A 12,843-nucleotide genomic window follows, 5' to 3' on the forward strand; every position below is an offset into this window, starting at 1 on the left:
ATTAATTCGATAACTCAAAACTATGTAAACTCCCTATATTCACAATGACACTATACAACTCATCTTCAATAGCATTACCTGCTGCCATAACAAAAATCACCAAATTATACTTAGGAGAAACATCTTTTATAAAAAAATTGTCACTAATATGCTTGAGATCAAATGGTCTCTTAGCACTATCTGCGACTTTAGCTCTTTTAAGAGCTTCAGAAAATTCACTATACAAACCATTAACAACATAGGATCTATATATAGTGTTAATACTTCTAATAAGAGGCGCTGAAGAATTTTGACCTCTCCTTATACTAATAAAAGCTGAGCCAGGAGTACTCTTTCTTAAATTTTCAAAATTAAATTCAATATATAAAGGAAATTTGCCTTGAATCCAACTTTTGTCCAATTTCAAAGTCGGTCTCCCTGATGAGCGATCACCGTCCAAATTTATTTTATAAAATCCTCTCCTATTAAACTCATTAACATTATTAAAAACACTCTTTAAAGCATCAAAATCTCTTTGAACACTCTTTGTAAAACTCCCAAAATGATAATTTGAACCCTCTGGATAGAATTTATAATATATATCAAAACCCCTAATTTTAGAATTATTGTGCTTATTAAAATAGCCTGAAGGCAATTTAAAAGCAAGAGTATCTCTGGAAGCTCTACTATCAACTACCAAAGGAGAATCGATTATGACGGTATCTTCAATACCACAACCAAATATCAATAAAGAAATAACTATAAATATAGTATTATAAAACTTTTTCATACCAAAACAAAAAATAAACCAAATTACCTAAGCTGCAAAAGCTTATTTTTAGCAACATTAACATATAAGTTATTTTCATAAGAAAAATCAGCAATCTTAGAGTATATTTCAATAGCCAATTTTTTATCTCTAGCTTCAATTAATACTGCTTTACCAAGCAATGCTCTAATTTTAATAAAATCTAATTTAGTCTGCTCAATCACATTATCATATATCAATAAAGCATCCTCAACTTGGCCCATTTTTTCATAAACCACAGCTTTATTCATATAGGCAAGTTCCCTTTCAATCCATTTTGAACCAATAACAATATCTAAATCCTCAAGGGCTTCTTTATATAAACCCTTAATTTGAGAATAAGTAGATCTTGCAAGATAAAACCGTGGGAGAAATTCAGGTGCAACATCATCTCTCTTATTTATAGCTTCCTCTATTTTAGGCTCCAATTTAAGTTTTTCTTCAGCATTCTTTGCTCTTAAATAAAGATTCAAATCTCTCTCAAGATTTTCTACTACTTCCCCTCCTGCTTTAACATGATCTATATCCATAGAATCATAAAAACAAATGATAATTCCTACAAAAACAATAACTGCAAGAATACCTATAAAAAATCTATTCTTAAGCATCAGCATTCCTCTTTAACAGATTTGCAAAGGGCTTATAAGACTCTTCATCATCCTCCTTAAACAAATAAGAAGAAATTTCTTCGCTTGATTTTTGTTCCTTATACGCCCTATAAGAAAGCAAAACCAACTTATTTTTAAAATCAATATTAGTAATCATAACTTTAAGTTTGTCCCCAACATTTAAATTTTCAAAAGTATCTAAGCTGGATTCTTTTGTATCTCCAAGTTGGATTTTACTAATAAATCCCATTATTTTACCATAAACTCTTACCTGAACTCCCTTCTATTTCTTCTCCACAACTTCAACTTCAAGAGTATCACCTTTCTTATAGCTTTTAGAGAAATCATCCCAAGGATTTTCTTCTAATTGTTTAATTCCCAATCTAATGTTTTGCCTCTTTGCATCAAATTCAATTACTTTCCCACTAATTGAACTTCCCAATTTAAAGTATTCCTCAGGATTAATCTCATCAACCCAAGAAATATCAAATTTACTAATATATGCATCTATGCCTTCTTCAATGCTCACAAAAGCACCTGTCTTTGTGATATTCTTAATAACACCCTGAACAACCTTACCAACATCACACCTTTGAGCTAAACTATTCCATGGATTCTCATTAACCTGCTTAATACCTAAAGATATTTTTTGATTTTCCTTATCTATCTCTAAAATCTTAACCTCTACAATTTGCCCAACCTTAACTAATTCTTGGGGACTTTTGATCACCCTTACCCAAGAAAAATTACTTATATGAAGAAATCCTGATATCTCACTATCAAGTTCAACCACAGCACCAAAGGGTAATATTTTCACAACCTTGCCCTTTACAATACTTTCAACCTTATACCTAGATTCAACAGAATCCCAAGGATTTGCCTTTAAAGCTTTAAGGGATAATTCCATCTTTCCTGTATTTACACTTAATTTAATGATTTGCAATCTTAATTTATCACCAACACGAATAAAATCTTCAATATTTTCGACACGATTAAATGCAATATTCCTTTTATGCAATACTCCTAAAACAAGATTCTTAACCTTTATAATAGCACCATAATCTGTAATTCTTTCAACAACACCATCAACTATATCTCCCTCACTATAAGAATTAACAAGCTCTTTTCTTTTCAAAAGCTCTCGCTCTCTCTCCAAAGTCCGTCTATCAAGAATAAGCCTAAGACCATCGGTTTTATCTGCCTGAATAACATAAAACTCAACTACCAAGCCTCTTTTTAATTTTTCATCTTTAATTTTAGAGCTCAAATAAGATGGCATAAATCCGGTAACATTTTCATTAATTTGGACTTTATAGCCACTTGAAAGTTCAACTAAAATCTTGCCTTTAAGCACCTTTCTATTTGCAATATACTCATCAATCTTATCTTGCAAATTAAGAGAATCAAGCTTTGCAACACTAAGAACTAATCCCAATTCTCCCCCTACTCTCGTAACTATTGCATCAAGTTTATCTCCAACATTTGGAATGGTTTCAAATTCATCGATTTTAATAAAACCTTCAGACTTATAACCAATATCTACAAGCACATAATCTTTCATGATATTTATAACAACACCAGAAACACTACTACCAAGTTCTACTTTCTCAAGAACCTTCAGATAATTTTCTTGTAAATCTTCTTGATTTTCCATCCTCACCTCTCTATCACTTTTTTTTCAAATTAAACGTTTTTATGATAATATCACATACATCATCTAGGCATTTATAGCTTGTATCAATATAAAAAACTTCTTTAGCCAATTTCAATTTACCATACTCTTTATTTTGATCAATTTCATCTCGCCTCTCTAGTGCTTGCTCTAATTCATTTAAAGTAATATCACCATTCCTTTGATTATATCGTCTTAAAGCTCGAACTTTAACAGAAGCATCAAGATATATCTTAACCTTAGCTTCTGGAAATACTACAGTAGTAATATCCCTACCCTCTATTATATAATTATCATCCTTTAATTTAACTACTTCTCTTAATTTTTTATTCACAATATTCCTAACACCCACATAAGAAGAATAAAGAGAAACTTGAAGATCTATTCTTTCATTTAAAATATGACTCGTAACATTTACACCATTAAGCAAAAAATCAACACCATTAAATTTTATATCATTTTGTAATACAAGTTCTAAAATTTTACTCTCACTAAGCAAATCATACTCGTTTAGAGTAAACTTTTGAGCAAGCAAAGTTATTATTCTATAAAAATAACCGGAACTAATAAACTTAAAACCTAATCTGTTCCCTAACGCTTTCGCAACCGAGCTTTTTCCTGAAGCTGAAGGACCATCAATTGCTATTATCATTAATATCCCCCCAAAAGCTGCGTCTTTAATCTATTAATCTTATCTAAAGACAAAACTTTAATTTGTCCTTCTTTTAAATTATCCAATTTAATATTACCTATTCTAATTCTGTGAACTTTCTTTAAAAAGATATTCTTACTTAAAAAGACTTTTCGAATCTCCCTATTTTTACCTTCCGTTAAAACTAACTTAACAGAAGTATTGCCAAGCATTTCATAAGATTTCAACTTAAATATTTCCCTTTCTATTTTTATTCCATGTTTAAAATTAATAAGCAAATCCTCATTAACAGCCTTTTTTGACTCAACAATATACTCCTTTTCAACCTCACTCCTTGGATGAACAATACTATTTGCAAACTGACCATCATTAGTAAAAAGCAAAAGTCCAGAACTTTTAAAATCAAGTCTACCAATTGAGAACAAACGTTCTTTAAATAAAGGCTGGACTAAAGATATTGCCAATTTTCTCCCCTCTGGATCAAAATTGGAACACAAATAATTCTTAGGTTTATGAAGGGCTATATAAATCTTACTTGCGATTTTCAAATCCCTAAAGACAAATACTTGTTTTTTATACTCCACTCTATCACCTAAGAACACTTTATCTCCAAGCTTTGCAAGAGTACCATTTATCTTGACAAAATTTTTTCTTATAAGCTCTTCACAAAATCTCCTAGATCCCATACCTTTCTTTGCCAAAAAAACATGAACCCTAAGCCCTCTACTGTCTAGACTCGTCAATATTTTTCCCTTTCATTAAAACCAACTTATCATTTGTATAAACTAAATCTATAATATTTGCCATTTTATATTCAAGAACGATTAAAAAATAACAAAATTTATCAAAAAAGTAAAATTTATCATCAAAATCCAATAAAAATTCAAAAACTAAATTATCCTCCTTAGTTAAAAGTGCAATAATTTTTGTTTTTTTATCCGAAATTTTAGAATCATATGTGCCTAAAATAATATTAGACCTTAATTTAGTATTACGCGGAATATCATTATGCTTTCTCTCTACCCTTGCTACCCTGACTTTACTCTTAACCTTATTAATCTCGGCATTACAATCCTGAATATTATCCGCACTTTCTAAAAAGGTACCATTTTCTTTAAAAAAAGAAGATTTAGGTACATTTAAGCATACCCCGTCTTTTAAATTAGAAGCTGTGGCCCTGACCTCTGCATATTTTTCACTGTAATTTATTAATTTCTGCACTATCTCCCTTTCAACTAATTTTTTATCCTTTAATTCTACTGGATAAAGAATTTGTGTCTTTAAATAAAGCAAACTGGTTGAAAAAGAATAAAACTTAATTAAATCTTTAACATCTATTTCAATACTCTCAGAAAATATCAAAAAATCTTCTATTATTTTATTTAAATTAAAAGTCTTTAGAATCTCTCTTTTATTTCTTATATAATCAAAGAAAATTTCTATTCTACCTTGAAAATCATTACAAACAATCAAATAATCATCTAAACCTACCATTTTATTCTTTATCTTTCTTAGCATCAAGTATATCAACTTCAAGAAAATCTTGATTGGGATCCTCAAAAATTATTTTTCTAAGTTTACTCTCAAGTTCATCAGTCAGTGCTTTTTCGTTAACTAAATAACTAATAGCATGCTCTCTACCTTGTCCCAACTTATCATCCCCCATAGAATACCAAGAACCTGTTTTTTGTATTAAATTATACTTAATCGAAGCCTCCAGTATACTAGCTTCACGCGAAATGCCTTTTCCAAAATAAATCACAAGTTCTACTTTACGAAAAGGAGGTGCTACTTTATTTTTTACAACCTTAATTCTTACTTTATTACCAACAATATCATCCGCAGAACTCCCCGTTACCTGATCAATCTTCCTAACTTCAAGACGAAGAGAAGAATAAAATTTTAAAGCATTTCCTCCAGTAGTAGTCTCTGGATTACCAAACATTACACCAATTTTCATTCTTAGTTGATTAATAAACATAATACAAGTATTAGATTTTGAGAGTATGCCTGTAATCTTTCTTAAAGCCTTACTCATTAATCTTGCTTGAAGTCCAATCTGCAAATCGCCCATCTCTCCATCAATCTCTGCCTGCGGTGTCAAAGCTGCAACAGAATCAACAACAATTAAATCAACCCCACCACTTCTAATTAAATATTCAGCAATCTCAAGAGCTTGTTCTCCTGTATCAGGCTGACTAATCCAAAGTTCATCAATATTAACACCCAAAGCTTTTGCATAAGCAGGATCAAGAGCATGTTCAGCATCAATAAAAGCTGCTATTCCACTATTTTTTTGAACCTCAGCAATTGCTTGAAGAGTCAAAGTAGTCTTACCAGAAGATTCAGGACCAAAAATTTCTATTATTCTTCCCCTTGGATATCCCCCAACACCAATTGCCTCATCAAGCAAAATAGAACCGCTAGATATGCTCTCTATACCCTTACCTACAGGAGATTCCCCCATCTTAATAAGACTACCTCTACCAAAATCCCTTTCTATTTGAACTCTAGCAAGCTCAATGGCCTTTTCTCTACTTAATCTGTCATTTAAAGAATTATCTGGATTATCTTTTAATTTTGACATCTTACCTCTTCTAATTAATTCTGGCAGGTTCTATCTTTTTAACATGATATTGGAAACGAGTATCATTTATTATAAAATCAAGATTGTCGCCTTCTTTTGCATCTAACAAATTTTCTCCAAAAGGAGATTTATAAGATATAATACCTTCATCAGGGTTTGACTCCCAAGGTCCAAATATTAAATAAAACTCTTCCCTTCCTGTATCTTTATTAATCATAGTAACTTTTGTTCCAAATCCAACAACAGAGCTTTGAAGTTCTTTAGTATCAACAACTTTTGCAACATCTATTTCTAACATAAGAGAATTTAATCTCTTTGTTAAAAACTGCTGTCTCTCCTTTGCAGAATGATATTCTGCATTTTCTTTTAAATCACCAAGCTCACGGGCCTTACCAATTTCTTTAGAATTCTCAGGTATCTCTACATCTTTTAAGTACTGTAATTCCTTTTGCTTCTTGCTAAGAGAACTTAAAATAGTCAAAAATCCTATTTCAACTTTATCCCCTGAAAATTGCAGTTTTTCATCTTCAAATTCAATAGCACCAAACACAGTTCTTATTGCAGTTTTAATATGTAAGAGATCCTTTGGGGGGAAATCTCTTATATAAAAACAAGTCATATATATCCTTTTGGCAAGCTCCTCATCCATAACATTATTTAAAATAATACTTAAGTATTTATCCTTAATTAAAAGATTAATTACCATTTTATAAATTCTCTTATTAGCAACAGAATTATTTTTATTATTAATCTTAACAACACTGTCTGTTAAAATCTTGATCAAATTTACCAATAACTCTGAATCGGAATAATCTAAATTAAGCGAATAAGAAACATAATGCTTTAAAATCCAAATATAAGCATCTTTATAAACCTTATAATTCTTTATGACATAATTAAAAAGCTGTGCTGTTTCTTTTATATCTTCCTTATAAAGAGAGTCTATCAATTTCTTATTAACATAATAAGGAAAAAGCTGCTTATAATAAGCAACCCAATCAACTAACTCTTCCTTGATTAAGGATACCAACTCCTTTTTAATCTCTGCATTCAAGATTGAATCAAAAAGATCAACTATATTCTTGGAATATTCCCTCAAGAGAACTTCTAAATTAATATCTTTTTCAATATTAATCTTAAAAGCAACCCCACTCTCAGAGTTTTTTAAAGATTTAAGTATTACATAAGAACTTATAACATAATGATCAACCTTTGTAAAATTATTAACATAAATCAAAAAATAATTAAGCATTTCCTCTTCAACATGAAAATCCTTTACAACACCACCAGAAGTACTACAATAGTGCATAAAAATTTCATATCTTTTATAAAAATCCTTTTCTATTTTAAATTTATCATAAACTTTTTCATTAAAGTTAGAAGCCCTCTCATTATATATATAACAATCGGCTTTTCCAGACGCCATAACAAAATGAGGATTATCTTTTAAAATTTGCTTAGCTTTTACACTCCACGCATTCCACACACTCTGGGTCATTAAACTTGGAACAAGTTCCCTTTTTATTCCCTTAAGATCAATTGACTTATAGCTTTTAATAATTATCCTTAAGGCCCACTCAATATCTCTCTTTAGATTCTCTACAAGCTCCTCTTTTGGCTTAATTGCCTTTAAAACTCGAATATCTTCTTTTTCAAGAGGAGATAAAGCAGATATAGCCATATCAAAACTAATAAAATGTCCTCGTTTAGAGACAAAATCAACTACAATGCCTTGTTCATTTACGTCCTTAACTATTCCTACAAACCAGGTTTGATGATATACAAAATTACCCTTAGCAAAAAATAAATATTTTTCAAAATCAGAATAAACATCAACAAAATTTTTATCCAAGTTTTCAATATCAGACTTCTCAAGATATTCTTCAATATTTTTAATATCCTTATATTTTTCCCTTAAAAATATAACCAAATTCTCTCTTGCTTTCTGATTTTTATTGTCAAGCTTTAAAATGCCCTTCAAAATTTCTATTGTCTCATCAATATTTCCACTTACAGAATAATGCCCATATAGATCTTCATAAAGAACCACAACTTTTTTAAACCCAAGTTCTTTCTCAACTTTTTGAAGTATGAGAAGAAAAGAATCAAAATCATCAGAGACATATTTGATCAACTTAGACCATATTTCTCTAATGCCTGACATTTGTTTTTTATCAATAAAACGGTAAATAGCCTTTCTAAAAAAATATATTGATTTTTGCAAATCAATATTCTCATAATGAGTAGCAAGCTGTCTTACAAATACAGTATCATCAACATCAGCTTCAACAATGCGCATCCAAATATCTGGCAATTTATCATTCTCATTATTTTGTGCATATATCTTTGCAAGCGTATAAAGCGCATGCTTATTCTCAGAAGTTAAAAGCATCTTGTTACATATATGTTCAACAAGAGACCACTTCAAATTTTGGGAAAATAAGTCTACAACTGTAAGCAAACTCATATCATTAAGCGGCCTTCTACTATATATAAGCATGCCTGAAATATAAAGACCAGCAATACTCTTCTTGACGTCCTTTAAATGCTTACCACAAATATCTAAAGCTTCTTCCGTTAAATTTTCAGAAATTATACTATCTATTAACTCATCCAATTCCTTTATCTTGGCAAGAGAATAATTATTAACAACTATCCTTGTCCATTTATCCTCTTGCAAGATATTATCTAATCTTTCTATAGTAATATTAGACATTCAACTCTCCTAATATCAATTTTATTAAAACCAACCTAATTGACATATTGCTGATATATTCCTATATCTATTTCCTTAATATAAGATAAAATTTCATCAATTCGCACACGATCTTCTTTTATCCTTACATAATGATCAATAAGCCAAAAATATTTATTAATAAGCCTTGGAAGCAATATGCTCTCATTTATTGATCTATAAGACTTTTCCTTAAGCTCATTACGCAAACTATAAACAGACTGCTTTAAATGACCAAGCTCAATAGGTCTTAATTCTCTTTTTATATTAAAAACACCGTTTAGCGCCCCATAAACAGGTATCCATTCCTTAATAAGAGTATCGGAAATATTCCTATCACTCTTAATAGCTTCTATCAATTTAAGTATCATCTCAGATTCAAGCGCATCTATATCTATCTTTTGAGGATTAATAAAGAAAGCCTCCCTAAATAATACCTTAGCCTCCTTAATTTCATCAATAAGGGCATAAGAATCAGCAAGTTCAGCAACTACATCTGCATTGTCTTTTGCATCTCCTAATATCTGCAAAAAAACAGCTATGGCTCTCTCATAATTACCCATTCCCTTGTAAGACTTAGCAATCTTTATTAAAAGATCTAAATTTTCTGGTTGTAATTTATATATATTTTTATATATGTCTAAGCATAACTGAAATATAAAATACTTAATTGAGTTACGACCTTGAATAAAATCAGAATTCATCTTTTTTAAATATCTTCTAGCAAAATTATTCCATTCTCTTATTAAAAATTCAGCCTTCTCATAGTCCTTATCTATCCGATCAAGACTTTCTACCTGACCATTCCAATATACAGAACTTTTTAAAGCCGTTAAAATCTCAACATTATCAAAATCAAGAGAATGTGCTTCTTCTGATTTCATTAAAGCTGTCTTAAAATCACCTTTTTTGAAACTTAAGTAAATATCCTTAATTAATTCCGCGATTTTTTCTGATGACACATTCCTACCACTTTAAAATATGTATAAATCCCAAACGAGCTTATATAATTATAACATTAATAAATTTTTAGTCAAACCAACTTTTTTTAAAACAAAAAACGATATTCTATTTATTATTTTTTTAAGATAATATTTATATATCAAACATTAAAACTAATATCATGAGGGTAACTTCAACTTATGGAAATGGAACCTAATAAACTTATTAATAAATCTATTCGCTATTATAACTCTCACAAATATTCAGATGTAGTAAAACTTTTAGAAAAGGAAATTTTCTTTTATAAAAATTATTATTTTTATCATTATATTCTAGGAATGTCTTATCTTAGAATGGGAAATCTAGGAAATGCTCAAACATATCTAAAGAAAGCTTACACTTTAAATCCAACAGAACCAGATGTCAAACAATCAATCGCAATACTACTAGCAGCTCAAGGTAAAGAAGACAAGGCCATACAGATATGGCTTAAAATGATAGAAGAAAATCAAGAAATAAAACGATCAGAACTTTCTTTAGAAACTATTCGAAAAAATCCTATTCAAGGAGCACTATTTATGAATAAAAACAAAATATATGCCAAACTATTTCCAGAAATCAAAGTAAAAACAGGACAAAATTTATCTAAATTAATAAGGATATTACTAACAGTAGCAGGCTTTGCATTCTCACTGATATCAATATTCTTATTTATACATTCCAAAGAAACAACTACACTGACACCAAATGACTTTAAGGCAAAAGAAAAAAAGGCTATTAACAATATAGCAGCATACATTGACGATATTAAAATAAATGAGAAAGAAAAGATTGAAAACCATGAGGGACAATTTGTATTCATACTCACTGAAACTGAAATCAAAAATTCATTTCAAAAAATAAAAACTCATCTAAAAAAAGGCAAAGATAATTTTGCAAGAATCGAAATAAATAAGATATTAAATTCAAACGCATCAGAATCAATTAAACTTAAAGCTAAAAATCTTGCAAGTTTTATCTCAAGACCAGATTTTATTACATTTGACGATTATTTAGTTTTAAAAGAAATTAAAAAAAACCCATTAATTTACTCAAACATATATGTCAAATGGGAAGGAATTACAAACAATATTGAAAAAAAAGATAATATAACTTACTTTGACTTTTATGTAGGATATAACAAGAACACTCTTGAAGGCATAATAACAACAAAAACAACTTTTGATATTGATATCAATTTTAAAGATTGTGTTGAAATACTCGGACAAATAGACTATAACTACAACACAAACACATTGACTCTAAATGCAATCACAATCCGTAAAATAGAAAAACAAAAAGGTTAATATACCTACTAATACTTTTAAGAATACAAAATCACTAAAACTCAAATACCTTCAAATCAAAAATATCTTTTTAAAAAGATCATTTAAATTAAAAAGGTGTACACAAAAATTTGTCATTTCCCTTAATAAATTTAATAGCCTCATCAAAAGACAATAACAACTCTTCCTTTTTAGTCAAGTCTCTCACCTTCAACTTATTTGCCCTATATTCCTCTTGGCCCACAAAAATTAAAAATCTTATAGCCTTATCAAGAGCATATTCTATTTGCACCTTAATATTTTTACCATCTTTACTCTTTGGATATACTTCACAAGCAATATTATTTATCTTGGAATAATCATGTCTTCTAAACTTATCTGCAAGCTTATAATAATAATCTTGTAAACTATCATCTATATTAACAATTAATACTCTCGAGCTGGCTTTAACCACAAATAACTTAATATAATTAAATTTTTCAATTTCAATTATATCTTGAATCCTATCGATACCAAAAGATCCTCCAACTCCTGAAACCTTTTGCAAAGAGTTAGAAAATAAAGACAACAAATTATCATATCTCCCACCACTACAAATGCTTCCCATATTAATGCCCATCATCTCAGCCTCAAATACAAGCCCGGTATAATAATCAAGCCCACGAACTATCTTAAGATTAAAATTAAAAGCATCTTGAATCCCTAATGCACTAAGATGTACAAAAATATCTTCAATCCTCTTAACAGCATCATTATGTTCTAAAATACCTTTCAAGGTCTTAAGCTTATCCCAAAAAGTTCCTTCTAAACTTATAAACTCCAATATTAAATCAACATGTTCTTCACCTAGTTGTGAAAGCAAATTTTCTCTCACACTCTCAATCCCCATTTTATCTAATTTATCTATATTTCTTAAAATAAAAGTAGCTTTATCTTCTAATCCCAACTTATCAATATAAGCATTAAGTATCCCAATATGAGAGAAATGAATAACAAACTTTCTATTAATACCTTCTATGAAATTTAAAAAAATCTCTTCAAGCCCACAATAAACAATAGATAAAATTTCAGCATCACTACGAAAAGTATCCTCACCAACTATATCAAAATCAAATTGGATAAATTCCCTATATCTACCCCTCTGGGTGTTCTCACCCCTAAATACCTTTCCTATCTGAGATCTTCTAAAAGGAAATTGAATCTTAGACCTATTAGTAGCCATAAATCTTGCAAAAGGAACCGTTAAATCAAAACGCATTGAAACATCTCTATCTCCGTTATCCTTAAACCGATAAATTTGTTTTTCTACCTCATTCCCACCTTTTCTTAAAAGAAATTCAGAATACTCAAGAATAGGAGTATCTATTAAATCAAAATTATATGAAACAAGAACACTATATATTTGTTTTATAATATGAGTACGAATTAACGCTTCCTTTGGCAAATAATCTCTAAAACCTTTTAAAGTTCTAATATCCACTATATTTAACCCCTATTAATTTCAAATTTAATCTTTTCATAATATAATATTATAAA

Annotated in this window: 10 protein-coding genes and 1 pseudogene; 1 reads left to right on the forward strand and 10 read right to left on the reverse strand. The window is 29.5% G+C overall.

Annotated elements, in window-relative coordinates; genetic code table 11:
* Window position 1: 1 nt before the first annotated feature.
* The 9 genes and pseudogenes from bhYOR_RS00615 to bhYOR_RS00655 all read right to left on the reverse strand — a co-directional run bounded on the left by bhYOR_RS00615 (window position 2) and on the right by bhYOR_RS00655 (window position 10,002).
* Window positions 2-769 carry a hypothetical protein gene (locus bhYOR_RS00615; RefSeq protein ID WP_172641840.1) on the reverse strand — a complete coding sequence of 256 codons (768 nt, stop codon included), beginning with the start codon at window positions 767-769 and terminating at the stop codon, window positions 2-4.
* 23 nt (window positions 770-792) lie between these two features.
* On the reverse strand, window positions 793-1,395 hold the full coding sequence (locus tag bhYOR_RS00620) for a tetratricopeptide repeat protein (protein WP_025433968.1): 603 nt from the start codon (window positions 1,393-1,395) through the stop codon (window positions 793-795).
* Window positions 1,388-3,049, reverse strand: a pseudogene (locus tag bhYOR_RS00625) (30S ribosomal protein S1). Before bhYOR_RS00625 ends, bhYOR_RS00620 begins: the two are co-directional and overlap by 8 nt.
* A gap of 13 nt (window positions 3,050-3,062) precedes the next feature.
* On the reverse strand, window positions 3,063-3,719 hold the full coding sequence (gene cmk, locus bhYOR_RS00630; RefSeq protein WP_025399482.1) for a (d)CMP kinase: 657 nt from the start codon (window positions 3,717-3,719) through the stop codon (window positions 3,063-3,065).
* A complete protein-coding gene (locus bhYOR_RS00635; protein WP_407933125.1) occupies window positions 3,719-4,405 on the reverse strand; it encodes a pseudouridine synthase in 687 nt (228 codons plus the stop codon). The genes cmk and bhYOR_RS00635 overlap by 1 nt, the downstream gene beginning before the upstream one ends.
* A gap of 37 nt (window positions 4,406-4,442) precedes the next feature.
* On the reverse strand, window positions 4,443-5,237 hold the full coding sequence (locus bhYOR_RS00640; protein ID WP_025399483.1) for a hypothetical protein: 795 nt from the start codon (window positions 5,235-5,237) through the stop codon (window positions 4,443-4,445).
* Window positions 5,215-6,306, reverse strand: a complete 1,092-nt coding sequence (recA, locus tag bhYOR_RS00645; RefSeq protein WP_025433971.1) for a recombinase RecA — start codon at window positions 6,304-6,306, stop codon at window positions 5,215-5,217. Before recA ends, bhYOR_RS00640 begins: the two co-directional genes overlap by 23 nt.
* Before the next feature lie 10 nt (window positions 6,307-6,316).
* The gene (gene greA, locus bhYOR_RS00650) at window positions 6,317-9,022 is read right to left on the reverse strand and encodes a transcription elongation factor GreA (protein WP_025399485.1); all 2,706 of its coding nucleotides are present in this window, start codon (window positions 9,020-9,022) and stop codon (window positions 6,317-6,319) included.
* Between the two features lie 35 nt (window positions 9,023-9,057).
* Entirely contained in the window at window positions 9,058-10,002 is a 945-nt protein-coding gene (locus bhYOR_RS00655; RefSeq protein WP_025399486.1) for a tetratricopeptide repeat protein, read from the reverse strand.
* Between the two features lie 186 nt (window positions 10,003-10,188).
* Here bhYOR_RS00655 and bhYOR_RS00660 point away from each other — a divergent pair, with 186 nt between their 5' ends.
* Window positions 10,189-11,328, forward strand: a complete 1,140-nt coding sequence (locus tag bhYOR_RS00660; RefSeq protein WP_025399487.1) for a tetratricopeptide repeat protein — start codon at window positions 10,189-10,191, stop codon at window positions 11,326-11,328.
* A gap of 88 nt (window positions 11,329-11,416) precedes the next feature.
* Here bhYOR_RS00660 and hisS read toward each other — a convergent pair whose 3' ends face one another.
* Entirely contained in the window at window positions 11,417-12,787 is a 1,371-nt protein-coding gene (gene hisS, locus bhYOR_RS00665; protein ID WP_025399488.1) for a histidine--tRNA ligase, read from the reverse strand.
* Window positions 12,788-12,843: the final 56 nt, after the last annotated feature.

The sequence above is a fragment of the Borrelia nietonii YOR genome (genome assembly GCF_023035795.1).
In the GTDB taxonomy this organism is placed as follows: Bacteria; Spirochaetota; Spirochaetia; order Borreliales; family Borreliaceae; genus Borrelia; species Borrelia hermsii.

Excerpts from the sequence above, each read along its gene's own strand:
- bhYOR_RS00615 (WP_172641840.1), bottom strand. The coding sequence starts at position 769 with ATGAAAAAGTTTTATAATACTATATTTATAGTTATTTCTTTATTGATA.
- bhYOR_RS00620 (WP_025433968.1), bottom strand. The coding sequence starts at position 1,395 with ATGCTTAAGAATAGATTTTTTATAGGTATTCTTGCAGTTATTGTTTTT.
- cmk (WP_025399482.1), bottom strand. The coding sequence starts at position 3,719 with ATGATAATAGCAATTGATGGTCCTTCAGCTTCAGGAAAAAGCTCGGTT.
- bhYOR_RS00635 (WP_407933125.1), bottom strand. The coding sequence starts at position 4,405 with ATGGGATCTAGGAGATTTTGTGAAGAGCTTATAAGAAAAAATTTTGTC.
- bhYOR_RS00640 (WP_025399483.1), bottom strand. The coding sequence starts at position 5,237 with ATGCTAAGAAAGATAAAGAATAAAATGGTAGGTTTAGATGATTATTTG.
- recA (WP_025433971.1), bottom strand. The coding sequence starts at position 6,306 with ATGTCAAAATTAAAAGATAATCCAGATAATTCTTTAAATGACAGATTA.
- greA (WP_025399485.1), bottom strand. The coding sequence starts at position 9,022 with ATGTCTAATATTACTATAGAAAGATTAGATAATATCTTGCAAGAGGAT.
- bhYOR_RS00660 (WP_025399487.1), top strand. The coding sequence starts at position 10,189 with ATGGAACCTAATAAACTTATTAATAAATCTATTCGCTATTATAACTCT.